Raw genomic sequence first — 21,011 nt, forward strand, 5'->3', positions numbered from 1 at the left:
GTCATTCTCCGACGGGCGTTTTCGCGACCTCTGCGACCGGCATGTAGAGATCGCCGCCATCGCGGTACTTGGCCGCCATGGCTTCCAATCCCTCTTTCTGGGCTTCGGCGCGAATGTCGTGGGAAATTCGCATGGAGCAGAATTTCGGGCCGCACATCGAACAGAAATGCGCCACCTTGTGCGCCTCCTTCGGGAGGGTCTCGTCGTGGAAGGAACGCGCCGTATCCGGGTCGAGGGAGAGGTTGAACTGATCCTCCCAACGGAATTCGAAGCGCGCCCGCGACAGCGCGTCGTCGCGGATGCGGGCGGCCGGATGGCCCTTGGCAAGATCGGCGGCATGGGCGGCGATCTTGTAGGTGATGACGCCGGTCTTGACATCGCTGCGGTCGGGCAGCCCCAGATGCTCCTTCGGCGTGACGTAGCAGAGCATCGCCGTGCCGAACCAGCCGATCATCGCGGCGCCGATGCCGGAGGTGATGTGATCATAGCCCGGCGCGATGTCGGTCGTCAGTGGACCGAGCGTATAGAAGGGAGCCTCGCCGCAGACCTTGAGCTGCTTGTCCATATTCTCTTTGATCTTGTGCATCGGCACATGGCCGGGGCCTTCGATCATCACCTGGCAATCCCTGGCCCAGGCAATCTTCGTCAGTTCGCCGAGGGTTTCGAGCTCGGCAAATTGCGCTGCGTCATTGGCATCCGCGATCGACCCCGGCCGCAAACCGTCGCCGAGCGAGAAGGAGACGTCATAGGCACGGCAGATGTCGCAGATTTCCTCGAAATGCTCGTAGAGGAAACTCTCCTTGTGGTGATGCAAACACCACTTGGCCATGATCGAGCCGCCGCGTGAGACGATGCCGGTGACGCGATTGACAGTGAGCGGAATATAGGCCAGCCGCACGCCGGCATGGATGGTGAAATAGTCGACGCCCTGCTCGGCCTGCTCGATCAGCGTATCCCGATAGACTTCCCAGGTCAGATCTTCGGCAATGCCGTTGACCTTCTCGAGCGCCTGGTAAAGCGGCACGGTTCCAATCGGAACCGGCGAGTTGCGAATGATCCATTCGCGGATGTTGTGAATGTTGCGACCGGTGGAAAGGTCCATGACTGTGTCGGCGCCCCAGCGGATCGCCCAGACCATCTTTTCCACCTCTTCCGCCATCGACGAGGTGACGGCCGAATTGCCGATATTGGCGTTGATCTTCACTAGGAAATTCCGGCCGATGATCATCGGTTCGGATTCGGGGTGGTTGATATTGGCCGGGATGATCGCCCTGCCCTCGGCGACTTCCCGGCGCACGAATTCGGGCGTCACGAAATCCGGAACATGCGCGCCGAAGCTCGCGCCGTCGCGGGCGAGCGCCTCCTTCGCGGCCTGCCGGCCGAGGTTTTCGCGGATCGCGATAAATTCCATTTCCGGGGTGATAATGCCGGCACGCGCATAGGCGAGTTGGGTGACGGCGCGGCCGGCCTTTGCCTTTAGCGGCGTGTTGCGAATGGGAAATTCCGGCGTCAGCCGTTCGCCCGTGGCAAAACCATTGTCTTCAGGCTTCACCACCCGGCCTTCATAAGTTTCGACGTCGCCGCGCGCCCTGACCCAGGCCTCGCGCAAACGCGGCAGACCGGCGTCGATGGAAACCACATGGGCCGGATCGGTATAGGGGCCGGAGGAATCATAGACCGTGACCGGCGGCTCGCCGGAGGTCGGGTGAAGGCTGATTTCGCGCATCGGCACGCGCAGATCCGGATAGAGCGTTCCGGGTTTGACGATCTTGGTCGAGGCCGGAAGCGGGCCGGTGGTGACGACGGGAGTAAGCTGGGGTGCAACAATATTCATGGATGAGGCTCCAAGGTTTGACGTTTGGAGACCCAGTTCCAGTGTTGGAATGATGGAAAGACGCTTTGCGCGACAAAGCGAGATTCGCCCAACAGCCGCCGCGTCCGCACCGTCCCTACGCCAGTATGAACTGGATCAGGTTCAACGGGTCACTGCGCCACAACAGGCAAAGCCATATTGTTCAGCAGAATCTCAGCCCCTTGCCGGGACACCCCTGGTGAATGTTCGGCATCAAAGACCGGAGCGGCCTTCGTGTCAAGCCACGACCCGATGCGTTTCCATCGCCCAATCCCTAGCACGGGGGTTGCCGCCGTCGCAAAAAACGACGCCGTCAAGCTGGTCTGAGCAGCTTGCGGCCTAAATAGACGCGCACGGGTGTATCGAAGCGAGTGTACAAGAGATGCGCAACAGCTATGGCAGTCAGGAGTGCGAGGCCGGCGGTGATCGGCCGTGGGATCACCTCGCCGGTGGAGATTTGGAGCTGAGCGCCGAGTTGCATTATTGGCTGATGGACGATGTAGAGAGGATAAGATATCTGGCCAAGATATGCGGCGAATGGCCGTTTCTCATGGGAGGAAACCGCTACGGCCAGCACGAGCACGATCGGAAATATGATAGCGATGCAGACGAAGTCGAAGATGTCTCTGGCGACGGCAAAGGGGCAAAACAGAACCGCGATCAGGAGGAAAAGCGGGACCTGAGGCGGTACCGCCCTGATACGGTTGCTTATATCCCAGCGGAAGATCAGCACACCGGCAAGGAACGAAAAGCCGACCCTGACCAATCCCTCGAAGAACGTTCGCCAGCTGCCAAATCCGACCGGTCCGACGGTACCCTCGATCGAGACGACGGCGAAAAGCGCTGCGGCCAATAGGGCGAGAGCCGCTATCTCATGCCAAAGACGAATTCTCCGTCGGGCGACTGAGCCGTAGGCCACGCCTGCGACTATTTCAAAACAGATAGACCAGAGGGGGTTGTTGATCGCGAACGCCTCTTGTCCCACCAAAAGTCCGAGCGGCAAAAGAAGCAATGCGCCGAGTGCAAGAATCGAGACGTCAAGACCGGAAAGAATCGAGGCGTAGGTAAATTGCGCCGCGAGAACGCCTAAAGCGACACCGACCGCGATCATGGGATAAAGTCGTATTGTGCGTTTGAGGAGGAATGTCCTGTTTCGCAACATGCCCGACTTCAGCTTTGCGTCATATCCGTGTGCGAGAACGAAGCCACTGAGACAAAAGAAGAAATCCACCGCCAGATAGGCGTGAAAATGAAGGCCGAAGGCAAAAGCCTGGTTAGCATGTAGGAGAACCACTGACAGCGCCGCTATCCCCCGAAGCTCGTCCAGGAAGACAAAATGGTTCTTTACCTCGTTTTCCCAACTGGCCGGGCGCAAGGCGCCATTGGTATCAAGATCCGCGGTGCCACAGAATTCTGATCGGGTTAACTCGTCTGTGACAGCCAAGGGCTTTCACTCCCCTCATGTTTGCGTGCATTTTCCTGCCGGGAGTCAAAAACCGCTGCACATTCCGCGAAGATCGTCCGGCTCATTTTCTTCCGCAAGTTGCGACGATAGACATTCGGGTTGAAAATATTGCCACAGCGGAACCTAAAGTTTTATCGACAGGAAATTTGCCGCCGCGATACCGAAAGCAGCAATCATGAGCTTGCATTCGAAATACCTCATGCTGCGATTGCTGCCGTGCCTGCCCCGATCGAGCAGCATTGACTGTGGATGGGCCGGTTTCGCCGACCCATTTTACTCGCCAGGACGCCGCCGCCATGCTCTGAATGTTCGTGGCATATTCCGATGTTTTACTGCCGGGCGATAACGATCGTACGCTTATCTCCGGCGCCTGTTGGATCACTCTATCGCAACACCATTCTTGCATTCATGGCCTATCGTTTCGTCCACACCGCCGATCTCCACCTCGACTCTCCCCTGCGCTCTCTCGCGCTTCGCAACGCAGAGCTGGCCGACCTCGTGAGTGACGCCAGCCGGCAAGCGCTGGTCGCGATCGTCGATCTTTGCCTTGAAGAGCGGGTCGATGCGCTTGTCATCGCCGGTGATCTCTATGACGGCGAGCAGACGTCGATGAAGACGGCGCGCTTCCTGGCAGGCGAGCTCGAACGCCTGCACCGAGCGGGCATCTCAGTCTTCAAGATCCGGGGCAATCATGATGCGATGTCGAAGATCGCCAGGGAACTGGTGATGCCCGATACGGTGAAGATCTTCGGCGGCCATGCCGAGATCGTGGAGGCCACGAAGGGCAGCTTGTCGGTCGCGATCCACGGCCTGAGCTTTGCGAAACCGCAGGCCCCGGACCCGTTGCTGCCGAAATTCAAGCCGCCGGTAGCGGATGCCGTCAACATCGGCATCATGCATACGAGCCTGGCCGGATCGGCCGGACATGATGTCTATGCGCCCTGCAGCGTGCTCGACCTGCATACCTCGGGTTTCGATTACTGGGCGCTCGGGCATCTCCACCAGCGCAGCCATTATCCCGGCACGGCGACGGTCATCATGCCCGGCATGCCGCAGGGCCGCGACATCAATGAAGCGGGGGTCAAGACCGTGTCGCTGGTGACCGTGGCGGACAACCGGACCGTGACGGTCGAGGAGCGGCGCACCAGCATCGCGCAGTTCGAGCGCGTCAATGTCGACCTCACGGATGTCGATGATTGGCGTGAGGCGGCCACAGTGGTCGAGACGGCGCTGATGGCGCAGCGCGACCGCACGGCTTCGCCGCATCTTGTCGCACGCCTCAGGCTTTCCGGCCGCACGCCGCTCTCCTGGCAGCTGCGGCGCGATGTTGACCTCATGCAGGCGGAAGCCGAGCGGCGCAGCGACGTGATCGGCCGCACCTGGATCGAGAAGCTGGAACTCGCCTTCGAAGCGCCCTCGATCCCCGCAGACGCGCCCGCCGCCGATCCCGTCGTCGAACTCGGCGCGCTGATGCGGGACGAGGTCATCGCCCGCAGCGGGTTTCGCGACGATGTCAGGGAGATGGTCCGGGACCTGCTCGCCGACCTGCCGCCCGAGAGCCGGGCATTTGCCGGCCAGAACGAGGAGGGTTTTGAACGCTTCATCAACAGCCTTCTCGCCGATGGCGCCGAGGACATCGCTGCCCGAATGAAGGCGGTGGATCGGGGAGAGAGCTGATGCGCCTGCGCCGCCTCGACCTCACCCGTTATGGCAAGTTCACCGATCACTCCATCGATTTCGGCACGGCCCGTCAAGGTTCGCCGGACTTGCACATCGTTTATGGCCTGAACGAAGCGGGCAAATCGACCACCTTCGCCGCCTATCTTGATCTGCTCTACGGCATTGGTGAGCGCAGCACCTATAATTTCCTGCATCCCTACAATACGATGAAGGTCGGTGCGCGGCTGGAATTTGGTGGCTCGGAATACGAGCTGGCGCGGCTCAAGCTGCGGACCGGCAGCCTTGTCGACGATCGGGGACAAGCTGTGAACGAGGCGCTCCTGGCCGGCGCGCTTGGCGGCGTCGGTCGCGAGGCCTATCGCACCATGTTCTCGCTCGATGATCAGTCGCTCAAGGAAGGCGGCAACGCCATCATACAAAGCAAGGGCGAACTCGGCGAATTGCTGTTCTCGGCCAGCTCGGGTCTGGCAGGGCTCAGCCGTTCGCTGGTGACCGCGGCCGACGAAGCCAACGCGATCTATAAGAAGCGGTCGTCGAGCACCAGGCTGGCGGAACTCAAGCGCTCGCTCGAAGCGCTCAAGGCCGAGCGCAATGCCATCGACACGCTGGCCTCGGCCTATGCGGGCCTGAAATCGACCCATGAGCAGGCCGAGCGCGCCTATAGCACGACCACACGGGAACTGGCCGAGACCAAGTCGCGGCATCAGGAGCTGACGCGCCTTCTCGGCGCCTTGCCTGCGGCGCTGGAGCTCCGGCGGCTGATCGCAGATACAGCCGGCATGGCCGATCTGCCGCGGCCGCCCTCCGAATGGTATGCGCTCCTGCCGCAGCTTTCCCGCGACGAGACGCGGCTGCAGGCGCTTGTCGAGGCCGCCGACCGCACGCTCCGCCAGCTTGCCGATCAGATCGAGGCGATCACCATCGACGAAAAGGGGCTGGCAGTCGCTGCGCATATGGACCTGCTGGATCAGGGGCGGGCGCGCTGTCTCGCGGCGGAGAGCGATCTGCCGAAACGCCGGTTAGCGCTCGCCGAACAGGAAGGCATGTTGGTTCGGTTGTTGGCCGATCTCGAACAGCCCGGCCACACGGCGCCCGAGGCACTGCTGCTGCCCGCTTCGCTGATCGGCGTCGTCCGCGATCTCATCGAACGGCGCTCCGGCGTCGAGGCCAAACTGGCCGCGGCGGGCCGCGAACTGGTGCGAGCACAAGAGAATCTCGAAAGATCGAACCAGGAAGGCGGCTCGCAAGATGCGGCCGGCCACCTCGATCCCACGCGTCTCGGCCGCATCGAGATCGCCCTGAACCTGCTGACGGGGTCTGATCTCTCGATGCGGCTGACCATGGAGGAACGCACACTTGTCCAGGCGAAGCGAATACAGGAGAAGCAATTCGCACAGCTTGCACCTTGGACCGGTGATGCCGTCGCCCTAGAACGCACGGCTGCGGCGGAGCCACGGCAGATCGAGGTCTGGCGCGGCCAGGCGACCTCTATCGACAAGCGGATCGAGGATCATCAGGCACGGCTGCGGGATCTCGGTACGGAACAGGCGCTGACCAAAGCCCGGATCGTGGCCATCGCCACTGACGGTTCGATAGACGATGGCCAAGCCGCGCGGCTACGCGATGAACGCGATGCCGCCTGGCAGGTGCATCTCGCCAATCTGAATGCCGCCACAGCTCAGACATTCGAGGAGCGGATGCGACAAGACGACATGTTGTCCGCCGGCCGGCTGTCCCGCGCTCAGGAACTGGCCGAACTGCGCCAACTCCGCCAGACGGAAGCGGCAACGACAGCGGCGATCGAACGGCAAAGGGAACTGCTTGCCGAAGCGCGCGCCGAACATGAGGCGCTCTGCGAGCGCCTCGGCGGTCTGCTGCCGGGTGCAATCGACTATTGTGCCGAAGCCGCGGCGCGTATTGCCGCACTCGAGGCATGGAGCGCCAAGCGAGCCGCGGCGCTTTCCGCCTGGAACGATCTGCAGCAGGCCGAAGGCGCGGCGGACGCGCTTCGCCTCGAACTGGAGGGGCACGTCGCGACGCTTGCGGCGAGCCTTGCGGATGCCGGTCATGATGGCGTCGACCAATTATCGGTCGCCGAGCTGATGCAGACTGCGAACAATATGCTTGCCACCGGCAAAGCGGAACAAGCGGCGCGGCAGGCGCATGAGAAGGCGCTCGACGATCTCAATCGCGATTTCAGGGAACGCGAGCGCGACCGGCAGGAGGCGGAAGCCGCCATGGCGGCCTGGGAGCGGGAATGGGCGGAGGCGCTGTCGCGAACTTGGTTTGCCGACAAGGCCGGTTCGATGGCCGCCGTCCGCGCAATGCTGAATGCGCTCGCTACACTGCCCTCCATCCTGAAGGAGAGGGATGACCTCGCAAGTCGTGTTGCCGCGATGGAGCGCGACCAGCAGCAATTCCGCGAGCATATCGCCGGTCTTCTCATAGACTGCGGCCTTAGCCAGCCGGCGGTGGATACGCTCGCCTCCGCAAACGCGCTCGTGGAACGTCATGAGGCGGCGCGGCATGCGGCGCAGCTTCGGGCAGACCGGCAGGCAGATCTCGACAAACAATTGGAAAAACGGCGTGCGCTGGAGGAGGAACTGGCCGTTCACAATGCCCGCAAGAACGAATTGACCGGCTATTTCGCCGCAGACTCGCTTGCTTCGGTCGAAACATTCCTGAACCAGTCCCGAGAGCGGGACCGGCTGGAAGAGCGGGCGGCCACCTTACGCCACCAGATCACCGAGGCATTGCGTGCTGCGAGTTTTTCCGAGGCGGAACAGCGCCTCGACGGTGTCGACGCCGCTGCGGTCGAGCGCGACGCCATGGAGCTTGGCGCCCGGATCGAGGATCTTACCGAGCGTGCGAAGCTTCTCTATTCCGACGTGTCGCTGGCGCGGCAGAAGCTCGAGGCCGTCGGCGGAGACGACGCCGTGGCCCGGATCGAGGCCAAGCGCCGAACCATTTTCCTTGAAATCGAGGAACTGGCAGTGCGGCACCTGACGCTGCGCGCCGGCACGCTCGCGGCCGAACAGGCGCTGCATATCTATCGGGAAAAACATCGCAGTTCGATGATGAACCGCGCATCGGAGGCCTTTCGCCTGATCACCGGCGGCAATTATTCCGGCCTGACGACCCAGCCCGACCGGGACAAGGAGATATTGATCGGCGTGTCGCGCGACGGTGGTTCGAAGCTTGCGGATGCGATGTCGACCGGCACTCAGTTCCAGCTCTACCTCGCGCTTCGGCTGGCGGGTTACGAGGAATTCGCAGCGTTTCGCCGGCCCGTACCCTTCGTCGCCGACGACATCATGGAGAGCTTCGACAATCCCCGCTCCGAAGAGGTTTTCCGCCTGCTCGGCGAAATGGCAAAGGTCGGACAGGTTATCTACCTGACCCACCATTGGCATCTCTGCGAGATCGCGCGAGACGTTGTTCCGAACGTGACCATACATCAACTGCCGTGACAGGTCGCAAAGAAACGCCGCGCCACCATGACGCGACGCTCCTGGTGAGGGCAAACTGGCGGCGTCCCCAGTAAGGAGCAGCCCTGGCCGTAGCATTGTCTCTGCGTTTCGGCAGGGAGATCAATCTTGCCACGGATCCAGCACGATAACGCCTGCGCCTTCGAAATCCCGGACATTGCGGGTAACGACGGTCAGGCCGTGAATCAGGGCAGTCGCGGCAATCAAGGCATCGGCTTCATTGCGCCGGTCTGGAACATGCAGATGCGCGCAGCGCGTCGCGACCGCATCGTCGATCGGCAGGATACGGTCGGCGAATGCCGGTCGAACCTGATTTTCCAGCCACGCACGCAGACGAGCGCCCTGCGCTGCATCGCGGCGCTGCACGCCGAGTATTCCACGTTCCAATTCCAGGATCGTCATGGCGGAGATACATAGGCCTGTTGCATCTTGCGCTCCAGCCCATGCGACCACATTGGCATCGGCCTTGCCGTCTCCGACCTTGCGCAGCTCGGAAACAACATTGGTATCCAGCAGATATTTCAAGATAGATCGACTCCTCGGGGGGCGATCTCAACACGAGACGGGTCGAAGTCGATATCCGAAAGGCCAGGCATTGAGAGAGCATCGACGAGACTGCGGGGCTTGCCGATTAGCCGCTCGAATTCGTCATAGGTCATCAACACGTGGGATGGCTTCCCACGATCCGTGATGATGACCGGACCATGTTGCGCCGCCTTCTTTGCCCTGCTCACGTCGTGATTGAGTTCGCGGCTGGAAAGATGTGTCACGCTCATAATCCACCTCCGACGTAGGTACTTACCTACATATAGCATCCGGAGAATGAAAGGCAAGATCGGCCATAACGCTCCTGAGCGGATCGGCCGACCGTCTCGCGACAGGAGACGTCGGGGCACGATCGCGAAATCGACGCAGGGCTACACGAGCGATGCAGGGATATTGGCTTCCCAGATCATCTCTGATCTAGTCTCGACTCTCAGCCTGGCAGCCCAGCCGTGGCCTGATGGTATCTGAAAAAAGCGAGAGCCGTATTCTCATGACCACTCACCGCTTCATTCCGACGACCTTTCACAATGTCATCGGCTCTCTTCCGCCCGCCTTGCATATCGCTGACGGCGATACTGTGGTCACGGAGACGCTCGACGCCATTGGCTATGACAAGGACGGCATCCGGCGGACATCCGGTCCCAACCCGATGAACGGCCCGATCTTAGTAGAGGGCGCGGAGCCCGGAGATGCGCTGAAGGTCGAGATCATCAGCATGATTCCGACGAGGGACACTGGATTTACGCGCAGCATTGTCGCGGCCAATGTCATCGATCCTGAAACGGTTCGCGACCTGCCGCCGCGCGATATGGCGATCTGGGCCATCGACCGCGAAGCATTGACGGTCCGATTGTCCGAGCCGGTCTCCGGACTCGATAATTTCGTTCTGCCTCTTGCGCCGATGATCGGCTGTTTCGGCGTTGCGCCCAGCCTTGGCCAGGCAATCTCGACGGCGACCAGCGGCGAATATGGCGGTAACATGGATTATCGCCTGTTTGGTCCGGGCACGGCCGTACGATTGCCCGTATCAGCGCCGGGCGCCCTTTTCTTTTTGGGCGACTGCCATGCCGTGCAAGGAGATGGCGAGATCGTCGGCACCGGCGTCGAGACCACTTTCGAAGTCACGGTGCGGCTGACGGTGGAAAAGAAGGCCGGGCTGGTCTGGCCACGCGGAGAAACTACTGAAGACATTTTCACCATCGGCAATGCCCGGCCCCTCGATCAAGCGCTTCAGCATGCGACGAGCGAAATGTTGAACTGGCTGGCCTCGGATTACGGGCTCGACAGGACAGCGGCAAGCCATCTGCTGGGTCAGGTGGTGCGTTACGATGTCGGCAACGTCTTTGACCCGGCCTATACAATGGCTTGCCGGGTCGCCAAGAAATGGCTGGTCCGCCGATAGGCCGCTGCATATCGCCCGGAAGTGTTCAGCGGTTCCGGGGTAAGGACATGCATGGAAGCAAAGAGCTAAGCGCGTCGCATGAATCAAGTTTAACGCGACGCGCTTTAGATCGAAGGCCGATCACCGGCCTTTGATCTGACCGCCTGATGTCAGGCTTGTTTATTCGGCGGCAGCCGCCAGCTTGTCCTGCGTCCTGGTCTCGAAGTCGCTGGCGTCGTGGCGCTCGTGCAATTGCGTCGAGGGTTCGCCGGAGAGACGGTTGACCATCCGGCCGCGTTGAACCGCCGGCCGGCTGTGGATGGCGTCGGCCCAGCGCAGCACGTTCTTGTAGTCCTCGACCTGCAGGAACTCGGCCGCCCCGTAGGTCCAGCCCTTCACCAGGCCACCATACCAGGGCCAGATGGCAATATCGGCGATCGTGTATTGGCTGCCTGCCACATATTCGCTTTCGGCAAGACGGCGATCGAGCACGTCGAGTTGACGCTTCACTTCCATCGCGAACCGGTCGATCGCATATTCGATCTTGACAGGCGCATAGGCGTAGAAATGGCCGAAGCCGCCGCCGAGATAGGGCGCGCTTCCCATCTGCCAGAAAAGCCATGACAGGCATTCAGCGCGCTCACTCGGCTCGGTCGGCAAGAAAGCGCCGAATTTCTCGGCGAGATAGGTGAGGATGGCGCCGGACTCGAAGACGCGGATCGGCTTCGGGCCGCTGCGGTCCATCAGCGCCGGGATCTTGGAGTTGGGATTGACGGCGACAAAGCCGCTGCCGAACTGGTCGCCCTCGCCGATCTTGATCAGCCAGGCGTCGTACTCAGCACCGCTATGGCCAAGGGCCAGCAGTTCCTCGAGCATGATCGTGACCTTCTGGCCGTTCGGCGTGCCGAGCGAATAAAGCTGCAGCGGGTGGCGGCCGATCGGAAGCTCCTTCTCATGTGTCGGTCCTGCTATCGGGCGGTTGATGTTGGCGAATTGGCCACCATTTGCCTTGTTCCAGGTCCAGACCTTCGGGGGGATATAGTCGGAGGTACCGCTCATCTTTTAAACTCCTGGCATTGATCAGACAGAGCGCGACGCCGGTTGGGTCGCCGCATTTTTCCTGACATAGCAGAGGCGATGGGGATTTGTCACAGCTATCGGAGCGGCTTCACGCAATCGTCAGAGCCTCGGCAAAGTCGAGCAAAACGGCAGGTTCAGGCTGCGCCCTCGCCTTCATGATTGATGGCCGTCCTGGTGCCGGAGGAGAACATGATCAGGGCGAAGAGCGGTTCGCTGCCGAGCGCCCGCGCCCAGTGCCTGACATTTCGGGGAATGCGGATCGCATCACCGGCTTCGAGCCGGTAAACGGCGTCGCCGAGCTTGTGCTCGCAACTGCCTGAAATGACGTAAAGGATCTCCTCGCAATCGGGATGCGAGTGCAACTGGTTGCGCTCGCCGGGATTGATGCGGCAGGTGCCGAAGGTCATCTCGGCGCCGGGCGTGCCGTCGCCGGTAATCTTCCAGTTGAGTTCGCCCCAGCTGGTTGGCATGAATTCGCCGCCGGCTTTCCTGAAGATGATGTCGGTCTCGCTCAAGACTGTGCCTCCGGTCAGAGATTGGAAGTGACGCCGGCATCCGTGCGTCTGTAGAATTCGAAGAGCTTCATGATCTCGCAGGCGATTTCGAGCGTGCCCCTTGTTATCTGCGTGCCGCCAAGGATAGCGTCGGTCAGGTGCAGGATTTCGGGCACGTAGCCGAGATAGAAGAGGTTGTTGTTGTAGAGCTGGCCGAGCGAATGTTCGGGCTCATAGAACAGCGCCGCATTCTCGTCCGGCTGGATGAAGCTTGCGGCACGGCCGTAGGACGGCAGGTCGGCTTTGCGGAAATAGATCAGTCGGCTGCCGTTTTCGACGATGGCGTTGGCGCCTTCACCGATGATCTCGACCCGCTCGAAGATGCTGCCGCCGGATTGGCCGGCCGCCAGATGCAGCGTCCCGATCGCGCCGGAGCGAAAGCGCAGGCTGGTGACGCTCGCGCCAGTCAGCGTTTCCCATTCATAGCTAGCACGTTCGATCTCGCCGCCGAGGAAATTGAGGATCGCGCCCGGATGGTAGATGTGATCGAGGAAGCTCTGCATCTTGACGAGATCGGCGCGGTCTTCTCGCCTCGGCAGGCTCTGCGGATAACGGACGTTGATCGAGGTCAGCCTGCCGAAACCGGGCGAGCCGATCAGGTCCTTAAGCTTCTCAATCGTCGGGAAAAAGGTCTTCTTGAGACCGGTCATCACCATGCGGCCGGCCGCCGCACTTGCCGCCTGCAGCTTTTCGATATCCTCCAGGCTCGCAGCCGTCGGCTTTTCCATCCAGACATGCCCGCCTGAGGCAAGGGCGTCAAGCGCCAGATCTGTCGCCTGCACGCGGCCGTCGGGATGATAGGCGGTGACGAGAAAGACCAGGTCCGGCTTTTCCCGCATGAGCATCTCGCGATGGTCGGTATAGGCTTTGCCGGCGCCGAAAAGCTTGGCGAATTTCTCGGCACGGCCGAGATCGAGATCGCAGATCGCGGCGAGTTCGACTGGCGCATAGCGCAGCGCCGGATAGACATTGCGATAGGCATGGCCGCCGGCGCCGATGAAGCAGGCCTTGATGCGGTGATCGAATTCGAAATTGTAGCGGATTTCCCGCTGGACATGATGCGACATGGTCAGCCCTTGATTGCTCCCTGCGTCAGCCCCTCGGTGAAACGGCGCTGCATCAGGATGTAGAGGAGAATGATCGGCAGGAACGAAATGACTGTTCCCGAAAAGACCAGGCGGTAGTCGGAAGCATAGGTGCTGGCGAAACGCACCAGCCCGAGCGGCAGCGTCTGCACTTCGGGGCTGATCAGCACGATCAGCGGCAAGAAAAAGTCGTTCCAGGTGGAGAGCGCGCTGATGATAACGAGCGCCTGCACCGCCGGCGTCGAGATCGGCAGAAACACCTTGGTGAGGATCTGAAAATGCGAGGCGCCGTCAATCTTGGCGGCTTCGATCAGATCGTCCGGCACGCCGATGAAGAAGCTCCGCATCAGGAAAATGCCGAAGGGAATGCCGTTGCTGACCTGGACCAGCACGATGCCAGCAAGCGTATTGACAAGGTTCAGCCCGAAGAGCACCTGATAGAGCGGAATGACGATCGCCTGGACCGGCACGGTGAGGCCGAGGATGAAGGCGTAGAACAGCCATTCCCGGCCGGGAAAACGGATCTTGGCAAGCGCATAGCCAGCCGGCGCGCAGGTGACGAGCGACAGAAGGACGACGCCGATGAGGTTGATGAGGCTGTTGCCTACGAGCTCGCCGAAGCCGCCGATTTGCCAGGCGTCCAGATAATTCCGCCACATCAGGTCGGCGGGCCAGGTGAAGGGATCTGCCTGGCCGATCTCGGCCTCTGTCTTGAAGCTCGAAATTACCAGCCAGACGAAAGGGGCGAGGATCAGGATCAAGACCGGCGTCAGCGCCAGCACCACAAGCCATTCGCGATTGCGCACGCTCATTGGGAAAGCCTCGCGCGCCAGCGGTTGAAGACGATGGTGATCACGATCGCCAGCAGGCTGAGCAGGATGCAGAGCACCGCGGCAAGCCCGTGATCCTGGGACTGGAAGGCAAGCCGGTAGATATAGGTCGTGATCAACTCGCTCTGGTAGAACGGCCCGCCGTTGGTCATGACGAAGACCGTGGCGAAGCCCTTCAGGCCGTTGATCATCGCCAGCGACACGACGAAGGTCATGACCTCGCGAAGCCCCGGCAGCGTCACATAAATCATCTTTTGGAAAGTGTTGGCGCCATCCACTTCGGCTGCATCGTAAAGCGAGTGGTCGATATTCTGCAGGCCGGCGATGAAGAGCAGCATGTAAAGGCCGAACCCCTGCCACGAGCTTGCGACGTTGACGGAGAACAGCACCAGCGCGGGATCGGAAAGCCAGCCTTGGGTGAAGGCGCCGAGTCCGATCCGCGTCAGCGCCGTATTCAGCAGGCCAAAAAACGGATCGTAAATATTGGCCCAGATGACACCGACGACTGCAAGCGAGACCAGATGCGGCAGGAAGAAAGCGGTGCGGAAGAAGACCTGCGTGACCTTGAGCCTGCTGACCGCAAGCGCCAGCAGAAGGCCGAGCCCGCCTGCCATCACGACATGGTAGGCGAGCCAGATGAAGGTATGGCCGAGGCTCTTCCAGACGATCGGATCCTGCGCAGCCTTGGCGTAGTTGTCGACGCCGACGAATCTCGCTGAAGTGTTGAAGCCGGCGGAACTGTTGAAGCTCAGCCAGAAGGTGGCAGCGATCGGCAGCAGCGTGAAGACGGCATAGAGCGCGAGCGCCGGCGCCATCAGCCAGAATGCGGTGCCGGCATCGCCGTTGGGCGACGCGGAGCCTGCCGTCCGGCGTTTGGACATACGGGCGGAGTCGCCGCCCGTATGTCTCGCCATAGCAGGTGCAGTGCTGAGAGGAGCCACGGCCTTGCTTCCCGGCGTTTCTGGAATGGCCACTATTTCGCCTCTGCCATCTTCGCCTGGATCTGCTTCATGCCGTCCTCGCCGCCGATCTGGCCGGAGATGAGGCCCTGGATGACCTGGAAATAAGTGTCGAGCACCGGCCCGGGCAGATAGACGCTCGGATTGTAGCCGACGCCGCTGGCGGCAGCCGCGAAGATGTCTTTGAGAACAGGCGTCGGCGGCTCGACGCCGGGGATTTCGCGCGGATAGATCATCGTGCTTGCCGGATCCTGCGCGCGTTTCTTCATCACCGCATCCGACAGCATGAAGTCGATCCACTTCATCGCAAGCTCCGGCTGCTTGGAGTTAACGGGCACCAGCCAGCTCCAGCCGACGCCGCCCGTCGGGATATCAGCCCCCTTGATGTCGGAAGGCATTGGCGCATAACCGGCATTGGCGAGGTCATAGCCGGCCTTGCGGGCGTTGGCGGTGAACCAGGGGCCGGCAACGAACATGGCGGCGCGCTTGTTGAACCAGAGGCGCGAAGCGCCGTCGAGGTCGAGACCCGCCATTTCCTTCTTGATATAGCCCGCCTCGACCAGCTTCTGCAGCCGGACGGCGCCGGCGGCCACCGAAGGATCGTTGAAGGCGATCTCGCGGCGCAGCGCCTTGCCGATCACTTCCTTGCCGCTCGCCGACTGCAGCAGATTGCCGAAGAGATGGCCGGCGCTGCCCGGCGTGCGCGGGCCGATGGCGATCGGCTGCAGCCCGGTTTGCTCGATCGATTTCATTAACGTTTCGAACTCGGCCCAGGTCGCCGGGATCTTCCAGCCCGCCTGCGCGAAAAGATCCTTGTGATACCAGATACCGAGAGCATCGAGCCCATCCGGAACTTCGTAGATTTCGCCGCCGAACTGTCCTTTCAGTTCAGTGTAAAGCCAGGGGTAGATCTCATTCTTCCAGCCGCGCTTTTCATATTGCTCGGTGAGCGGTATGACTTGCTTGGCATTCTTGACGACGCTGACGCGGCCGATCCCGGAATTGGTAAGGATGACGTCCGGGCCGGCATCCGACTGGATTGCCGCCTGCACCGCGCCGTTGCTGATCGTGCCGGTCGGCGGCATGAATTCAACCGCTACACCAGGATTGGCCTTTTCGAAATCGGCCTTGATGCCGTTCCAGAGCTGCGCGACCAGCGGTTCGGTGATCTGTTCGGGACCCCACATCTTCAAGGTCTCCGCATGCGCCAGCGAACTTGCGGCGATCATCGCCGCCAGTGCCGTACCACGGGCAAGAAATTTCAGCATTGTTCCCTCCTCCCGGCCGCTCCTCGGCCACGTTTTTCGCCTGTTGAAAGGAGACCTCCCTCCTTCATTTCATCCGTCAAGTCGCCAGATTTTCCTTCTGAAAGCGCGCCATGACCGCCTGCTGGACGTCGCTGATATGCGCGTGCATCAGCGCCTTGGCGCGGGCAACGTCGCGCGACCTGAAAGCCTGCAGGATCTGATCGCGCTCCTCGGCCGCCCGCTCGGCGAGATCGCGGCTCTCATTGGCGATCGAGCGGCAGATCTGGATCTGCAGTGCCAGCCGCGCCAGCGTTTCGATCAACGGTGTGCTGCCCGAAAGTTCGGCGATGGTCTCGTGGAATTCCTTGTCGCGGATACCGTAGGTCGCCATGTCGCCGCGGCGCAGTGCCGCCACCGCCTCATCCAGGATACGCTCGAAGTTCGCGATATGCCGATCGCTCATCTCGGGAACGGCGAGCTCGACTGCAAAACATTCGAGTGTCTTGCGCAGATTGTAGAGGTCGTCGATCTCCTTCGGTGTGAAGCTGCGCACGAAGAAGCCGCGATAGGGCTTGATCTCGATCAGTCCTTCCTTGGCCAGCGTGCCGATCGCCTCGCGAAACGGCGTGCGGCTGACCTGCAGGCGTTCCGTCAATTCTTTTTCCTCGATCGAGACGCCGCTCGGCAGTTCGCCGGAGACGATCAGGCGAACGATTTCCTCGTAGATCCGCTCGCGAAGGGTGAGGTGGCGCGGTGCGTTCATGGTCTCCATTTCCGTCTGGCGTTCGTGATTTAAGTATGCAATATGCAAAAGAATATACAATATGGAAAATACAAAAACAGGAACTTTATCGAAAATAAGTGGAAACGGATCAAAAATAGGAGGACAACCAGTGGGAAAGGTCTATGTCGTCGGCACTTGCGACACCAAGGAAGCGGAACTGCGCTACGCCAAGGAGGTGGTCCTTTCGGCTGGAGTCGATGCCGTACTGGTTAATGTCGGTACGCTCGGGGACGGCGCGGGCGCCGATATCCGGGCACGCGATGTCGCCGAATTTCATCCTGAGGGCGCCCCGGCCGTGCTCGGGCAGACGGACCGCGGAACGGCGGTCTCGGCCATGGCCAAGGCCCTGACGGCGTATCTGAAATCGCGTGACGACATCGGTGCGGTGCTCGGCCTCGGCGGAACCGGCAACACGGCGCTTGTCACGGAGGCGATGCGGGCGCTCCCCATCGGCCTGCCGAAACTGATGGTATCGACGGTCGCTTCAGGCAATGTGGCGCCCTATGTCGGACCGAACGACCTCACCATGATGTATTCGGTCGTCGACCTCGCCGGCCTGAACGCGATCTCGCGCAAGGTGATCGGCAATGCGGCCAATGCAGCGGCCGGCATGGCCCGCAACCCCATTCCCGCCTCGACGGACGACCGGCCGGGCGTCGGCATGACCATGTTCGGCGTCACCACCTCTTGCGTCACCCAGGTTCGCGAGATGCTCGGCGAGACGCATGAAATCTACGTCTTTCATGCGACTGGCGTCGGCGGTCAATCGATGGAGAAGCTTGCCGATTCCGGCCTGGTGCAGGGCGTGATCGATGTGACGACGACGGAGGTTCCCGATCTCCTAGTCGGCGGCGTCTTTCCGGCGACCGAGGATCGCTTCGGCGCCATCATCCGCACCGGCCTGCCCTATGTCGGCTCGGTCGGCGCCGTCGACATGGTGAATTTTGGAGCGCGGGAAACCGTACCCGCGGCTTTCCGCGACCGCAGGCTCCACGTCCACAATGCGCAAGTGACCCTGATGCGCACCACGCCGGAAGAAAACAACTGTATAGGCGCCTTTATCGTCGACCGGCTCAACCGGATGCAGGGGCCGGTCCGTTTCCTGCTGCCGCTTCAGGGCGTTTCGGCAATCGACGCCGCCGGTCAGCCGTTCCACGATCCCGAAGCCGACGCGGCGCTGTTTTCCGCCATCCGCACCGGTTGGCGCGATGCGCCGAACAGGCGCCTCGTCGAGATCGATGCCCATATCAACAGCCCGGAATTCGCTGCGGCGCTCGTCGCCAGCTTCCACGAGATCCACGCCTGAGGAGAGAGTTTTGACCCGTATCGACAGAAACGAAATATTGACGAAGCTTCGCCGCAAGATCGCCGAGGGCCGGCCGATCATTGGCGGCGGCGCCGGCACCGGCCTTTCCGCCAAGAGCGAGGAGGCCGGTGCCATCGACCTGATCGTGATCTACAATTCCGGCCGTTACCGCATGGCCGGGCGCGGCTCGCTGGCCGGCCTGCTGGCCTATGGTAATGCCAATGAGATCGTCAAGGAGATGGGCCGCGAGGTCCTGCCGGTCGTGCGCCATACGCCGGTGCTCGCCGGCGTCAACGGCACCGATCCTTTCATGCTGCCCGATCACTTCCTCGACGAGCTGAAGGCGATGGGTTTTGCCGGCATCCAGAATTTCCCGACCGTCGGGCTGATCGACGGCACCTTCCGCGCTAACCTCGAAGAGACCGGCATGGGCTTCGATCTGGAGATCAACATCATAGCCCGGGCTCACGCCAAGGACATGCTGACCACCCCTTACGTCTTCAGCAGCGACGACGCGATTGCCATGACCAAAGCCGGTGCCGACATTGTGGTCTGCCATCTCGGGCTGACCACAGGAGGCGCGATCGGTGCCGAAACGGCGCTGACGCTCGACGGATGTGTGGAGAAGATCAACGCATGGGCGGATGCTGCGAGGTCTGTGCGCGACGATGTGATCGTCCTCTGCCATGGAGGGCCGATTGCCATGCCCGCGGATGCGGCCTACGTGCTCGCTCGCTGCAAGGGTTGCAACGGTTTCTACGGCGCAAGTTCGATGGAGCGGTTGCCGACCGAGCTCGCAATCCGCGCGCAGGTCGAGGCTTTTGCGAAGGTTTAGGCGCTGCTTGGACCGGCGCACGCCAACTGCCGGCGCCTCCAATATGGGGCGTCGGCAGCGGGGATGAGCTATGGCTCACCATCGCGCCCATGTATCGCACGATCGTCTGCGGCATCGGCATGGACTCGAGACAGACGGCCAAGCATCTGCTGCGCCGGGCTGCGGCGCTGGTGGACGAAGGCGGAACGATCGTCGTCATGCACGTCATCGAAAATATCCCGCGCCACCACCTGACCGACATCCCCGAGGAATTCGAGGCGGCTGCCATTATCGACGCCGAACGGAAACTTGCGTCGCTGTGCAAGGGAGCTGGACATTCCGGCGATGATCGAGGTTCGCATCGGCGTTGCCGCCTCGCTGCTCGTGTCGGCCGCAAGGGAGAGAGCCATCCTGGTGTCATCCCTGATATCACCGATTATGTCTTCCCCTCGATCGTCGAGAAGGTCGTGCGCCATGCCGGGTGCTCGGTTCTCATCGACCGGCGCCTCGATCATGCCGATGAAGACTCTGCTGCTCAAACAGAAGACGTCGCTTCGCTCTGATCTGGCGAGCCTCCGCCGTTCATGGCACGACGGGCTTTTGACGTTTGACCACCCCCTCCCCTGCGGCGGCCAGGCAACCTATATCAATCCCAACCCAACCAGCAGTATTCACTGCCCGACCGGAGAGATGCATGAGCCAGGATCCCTATGAGCTTCTGGGCGTGAAGCGGGATGCCACGCAGAAGGATATTCAGAGCGCGTTCCGCAAGCTCGCCAAGAAGCTTCACCCCGATCTCAACCCCGGCGACAAACACGCCGAAGAAAGGTTCAAGGAAATTTCGACCGCCTACGAGATTTTGAGTGATGAGGAAAAGCGCGGCCGCTTCGACCGCGGCGAGATCGATATGTCGGGCGCCGAGCGGGCCCAGCGCAACTATTATCGCGATTATGCCTCGGCAAGCGGTCCCAACGATCCCTATCACAACAGCGCCGGGTTCGCCGATTTCGGCGACGCCGATGATATCTTTGCGAGCTTCTTTTCGCGCCGGACCGGCGGTGGCCGAGCGCGCAGCCATGGCCAGGACCGGCGTTTCTCCATGGAGGTCGATTTCCTCGAGGCAGTCAACGGCGCCAAAACAGAGGTCAAGTTTCCCAATGGCCCCGCGCTCGAGGTGCAGATCCCGCCGGGAACCCGCGACGGCCAGACCTTGCGGCTGCGCGGCAAGGGTGAGCCGGGCATCGGGGGCGGACCGGCGGGCGATGCGCTGATCGAAATCCGGGTGCGGCCGCATCGCTTCTTCACGCGTGACGGCGACGACATCCGCCTGGAGCTGCCGATTTCGCTCAGCGAAGCGGTGCTCGGAGGCAAGATTCGCGCACCGACGCCGTCCGGACCTGTCAGTCTCACGCTGCCGCCGCATTCCAACACCGGCAAGGTTCTGCGCCTCAAGGGCAAGGGCGTTCCGAAACGCGGCGGCGGGCACGGTGACGTCTACGTCTCGCTGAAGATCGTATTGCCCGATCGCCCCGACGACCGGCTGACGTCCCTGGTGCAGGAATGGGCGGCCGCACATCCATACGATCCGAGGAAGAACATGGAGGCCTGATCATGGATGATCTCGAATTCCGTCTTTGCTTGAAAATCGATGTCGTCCAGCTCGATTTCTGGGTCGAACAGGGCTGGCTGATCCCGGAGACGTCGAGTGGACAGCGACGGTTTCGCGACGCCGACGTCGCCCGCGCGAGGCTCATCCTGGACCTGATGGGGAATATGGGCGTCAACGAAGCCGGCGTTGATATCGTCATGGAGCTGGTGGACGAGCTGCACGGGCTGCGGGAAACGATGGCCATGCTGATGTCAGCTATCAATAGCCAGCAGCGGGATGTTCAGCGCCGACTGTTCGCGAGTCTGGAAGATCTCGACCGGTCTTAACATGA

At 61.5% G+C, this 21,011-nt stretch carries 18 protein-coding genes, 1 pseudogene and 1 riboswitch; of the genes and pseudogenes, 8 read left to right on the forward strand and 11 right to left on the reverse strand.

What is annotated here, in order from left to right:
- Nucleotide 1 precedes the first annotated feature (1 nt).
- Together thiC and Tal182_RS22625 are read right to left on the reverse strand one after the other, a co-directional pair.
- Nucleotides 2–1,834: a phosphomethylpyrimidine synthase ThiC gene (gene thiC, locus Tal182_RS22620; RefSeq protein ID WP_085861076.1), complete on the reverse strand. Its 1,833-nt coding sequence runs from the start codon at nucleotides 1,832–1,834 to the stop codon at nucleotides 2–4.
- Between the two features lie 94 nt (nucleotides 1,835–1,928).
- A riboswitch (TPP riboswitch) is annotated at nucleotides 1,929–2,060 on the reverse strand.
- A 105-nt stretch (nucleotides 2,061–2,165) separates the two neighbouring features.
- Nucleotides 2,166–3,227 carry an acyltransferase gene (locus Tal182_RS22625; RefSeq protein ID WP_094299116.1) on the reverse strand — a complete coding sequence of 354 codons (1,062 nt, stop codon included), beginning with the start codon at nucleotides 3,225–3,227 and terminating at the stop codon, nucleotides 2,166–2,168.
- A gap of 498 nt (nucleotides 3,228–3,725) precedes the next feature.
- On the opposite strand from Tal182_RS22625, the gene Tal182_RS22630 reads away from it, so the two are divergent.
- Entirely contained in the window at nucleotides 3,726–4,994 is a 1,269-nt protein-coding gene (locus Tal182_RS22630; RefSeq protein WP_085861078.1) for a DNA repair exonuclease, read from the forward strand.
- A complete protein-coding gene (locus tag Tal182_RS22635; RefSeq protein WP_085861079.1) occupies nucleotides 4,994–8,467 on the forward strand; it encodes an AAA family ATPase in 3,474 nt (1,157 codons plus the stop codon). The genes Tal182_RS22630 and Tal182_RS22635 overlap by 1 nt, the downstream gene beginning before the upstream one ends.
- A 120-nt stretch (nucleotides 8,468–8,587) precedes the next feature.
- Here Tal182_RS22635 and Tal182_RS22640 read toward each other — a convergent pair whose 3' ends face one another.
- Nucleotides 8,588–9,010, reverse strand: coding sequence for a type II toxin-antitoxin system VapC family toxin (locus tag Tal182_RS22640; protein WP_064806545.1), 423 nt, complete (start codon nucleotides 9,008–9,010; stop codon nucleotides 8,588–8,590).
- On the reverse strand, nucleotides 9,007–9,261 hold the full coding sequence (locus tag Tal182_RS22645; protein WP_085861080.1) for a type II toxin-antitoxin system Phd/YefM family antitoxin: 255 nt from the start codon (nucleotides 9,259–9,261) through the stop codon (nucleotides 9,007–9,009). The genes Tal182_RS22640 and Tal182_RS22645 overlap by 4 nt, the downstream gene beginning before the upstream one ends.
- Nucleotides 9,262–9,521: 260 nt before the next feature.
- On the opposite strand from Tal182_RS22645, the gene Tal182_RS22650 reads away from it, so the two are divergent.
- Entirely contained in the window at nucleotides 9,522–10,433 is a 912-nt protein-coding gene (locus tag Tal182_RS22650) for an acetamidase/formamidase family protein (protein ID WP_085861081.1), read from the forward strand.
- Nucleotides 10,434–10,592: 159 nt separating this feature from the next.
- On the opposite strand, the gene yghU is transcribed toward Tal182_RS22650, so the two are convergent.
- From yghU to Tal182_RS22685, 7 genes are all read right to left on the reverse strand, one after another.
- A complete protein-coding gene (yghU, locus tag Tal182_RS22655) occupies nucleotides 10,593–11,471 on the reverse strand; it encodes a glutathione-dependent disulfide-bond oxidoreductase (protein WP_085861082.1) in 879 nt (292 codons plus the stop codon).
- A gap of 155 nt (nucleotides 11,472–11,626) precedes the next feature.
- Nucleotides 11,627–12,007 carry a cupin domain-containing protein gene (locus Tal182_RS22660; protein ID WP_085861083.1) on the reverse strand — a complete coding sequence of 127 codons (381 nt, stop codon included), beginning with the start codon at nucleotides 12,005–12,007 and terminating at the stop codon, nucleotides 11,627–11,629.
- Nucleotides 12,008–12,021: 14 nt separating this feature from the next.
- On the reverse strand, nucleotides 12,022–13,113 hold the full coding sequence (locus Tal182_RS22665) for a Gfo/Idh/MocA family oxidoreductase (RefSeq protein WP_085861084.1): 1,092 nt from the start codon (nucleotides 13,111–13,113) through the stop codon (nucleotides 12,022–12,024).
- 2 nt (nucleotides 13,114–13,115) lie between these two features.
- On the reverse strand, nucleotides 13,116–13,943 hold the full coding sequence (locus tag Tal182_RS22670) for a carbohydrate ABC transporter permease (RefSeq protein ID WP_085861085.1): 828 nt from the start codon (nucleotides 13,941–13,943) through the stop codon (nucleotides 13,116–13,118).
- Nucleotides 13,940–14,875, reverse strand: coding sequence for a sugar ABC transporter permease (locus tag Tal182_RS22675; protein WP_085861086.1), 936 nt, complete (start codon nucleotides 14,873–14,875; stop codon nucleotides 13,940–13,942). The genes Tal182_RS22670 and Tal182_RS22675 overlap by 4 nt, the downstream gene beginning before the upstream one ends.
- Before the next feature lie 59 nt (nucleotides 14,876–14,934).
- Complete coding sequence (locus tag Tal182_RS22680) at nucleotides 14,935–16,188, reverse strand: extracellular solute-binding protein (protein ID WP_085861087.1); 1,254 nt, start codon at nucleotides 16,186–16,188, stop codon at nucleotides 14,935–14,937.
- Between the two features lie 76 nt (nucleotides 16,189–16,264).
- A complete protein-coding gene (locus Tal182_RS22685; protein ID WP_085861088.1) occupies nucleotides 16,265–16,930 on the reverse strand; it encodes a GntR family transcriptional regulator in 666 nt (221 codons plus the stop codon).
- Between the two features lie 130 nt (nucleotides 16,931–17,060).
- On the opposite strand from Tal182_RS22685, the gene Tal182_RS22690 reads away from it, so the two are divergent.
- From Tal182_RS22690 to Tal182_RS22710, 5 genes and pseudogenes are all read left to right on the forward strand, one after another.
- Nucleotides 17,061–18,257: a Tm-1-like ATP-binding domain-containing protein gene (locus Tal182_RS22690; RefSeq protein ID WP_085861089.1), complete on the forward strand. Its 1,197-nt coding sequence runs from the start codon at nucleotides 17,061–17,063 to the stop codon at nucleotides 18,255–18,257.
- A 10-nt stretch (nucleotides 18,258–18,267) separates the two neighbouring features.
- Nucleotides 18,268–19,092, forward strand: coding sequence for a phosphoenolpyruvate hydrolase family protein (locus tag Tal182_RS22695; RefSeq protein ID WP_085861090.1), 825 nt, complete (start codon nucleotides 18,268–18,270; stop codon nucleotides 19,090–19,092).
- A gap of 89 nt (nucleotides 19,093–19,181) precedes the next feature.
- Nucleotides 19,182–19,634 (forward strand): annotated as a pseudogene (locus Tal182_RS22700) (universal stress protein).
- 131 nt (nucleotides 19,635–19,765) lie between these two features.
- The gene (locus Tal182_RS22705) at nucleotides 19,766–20,680 is read left to right on the forward strand and encodes a J domain-containing protein (protein ID WP_085861091.1); all 915 of its coding nucleotides are present in this window, start codon (nucleotides 19,766–19,768) and stop codon (nucleotides 20,678–20,680) included.
- A 2-nt stretch (nucleotides 20,681–20,682) separates the two neighbouring features.
- On the forward strand, nucleotides 20,683–21,006 hold the full coding sequence (locus Tal182_RS22710; RefSeq protein ID WP_085861092.1) for a chaperone modulator CbpM: 324 nt from the start codon (nucleotides 20,683–20,685) through the stop codon (nucleotides 21,004–21,006).
- Nucleotides 21,007–21,011 lie beyond the last annotated feature (5 nt).

It is taken from the genome of Rhizobium sp. TAL182, from assembly GCF_002117725.1.
In the GTDB taxonomy this organism is placed as follows: Bacteria; Pseudomonadota; Alphaproteobacteria; order Rhizobiales; family Rhizobiaceae; genus Rhizobium; species Rhizobium esperanzae.

Excerpts from the sequence above, each read along its gene's own strand:
- Tal182_RS22645 (WP_085861080.1), bottom strand. The coding sequence starts at position 9,261 with ATGAGCGTGACACATCTTTCCAGCCGCGAACTCAATCACGACGTGAGC.
- Tal182_RS22665 (WP_085861084.1), bottom strand. The coding sequence starts at position 13,113 with ATGTCGCATCATGTCCAGCGGGAAATCCGCTACAATTTCGAATTCGAT.
- Tal182_RS22685 (WP_085861088.1), bottom strand. The coding sequence starts at position 16,930 with ATGAACGCACCGCGCCACCTCACCCTTCGCGAGCGGATCTACGAGGAA.
- Tal182_RS22670 (WP_085861085.1), bottom strand. The coding sequence starts at position 13,943 with ATGAGCGTGCGCAATCGCGAATGGCTTGTGGTGCTGGCGCTGACGCCG.
- Tal182_RS22650 (WP_085861081.1), top strand. The coding sequence starts at position 9,522 with ATGACCACTCACCGCTTCATTCCGACGACCTTTCACAATGTCATCGGC.
- Tal182_RS22630 (WP_085861078.1), top strand. The coding sequence starts at position 3,726 with ATGGCCTATCGTTTCGTCCACACCGCCGATCTCCACCTCGACTCTCCC.
- Tal182_RS22675 (WP_085861086.1), bottom strand. The coding sequence starts at position 14,875 with ATGGCGAGACATACGGGCGGCGACTCCGCCCGTATGTCCAAACGCCGG.
- Tal182_RS22635 (WP_085861079.1), top strand. The coding sequence starts at position 4,994 with ATGCGCCTGCGCCGCCTCGACCTCACCCGTTATGGCAAGTTCACCGAT.
- Tal182_RS22705 (WP_085861091.1), top strand. The coding sequence starts at position 19,766 with ATGAGCCAGGATCCCTATGAGCTTCTGGGCGTGAAGCGGGATGCCACG.
- Tal182_RS22680 (WP_085861087.1), bottom strand. The coding sequence starts at position 16,188 with ATGCTGAAATTTCTTGCCCGTGGTACGGCACTGGCGGCGATGATCGCC.
- Tal182_RS22710 (WP_085861092.1), top strand. The coding sequence starts at position 20,683 with ATGGATGATCTCGAATTCCGTCTTTGCTTGAAAATCGATGTCGTCCAG.
- yghU (WP_085861082.1), bottom strand. The coding sequence starts at position 11,471 with ATGAGCGGTACCTCCGACTATATCCCCCCGAAGGTCTGGACCTGGAAC.
- thiC (WP_085861076.1), bottom strand. The coding sequence starts at position 1,834 with ATGAATATTGTTGCACCCCAGCTTACTCCCGTCGTCACCACCGGCCCG.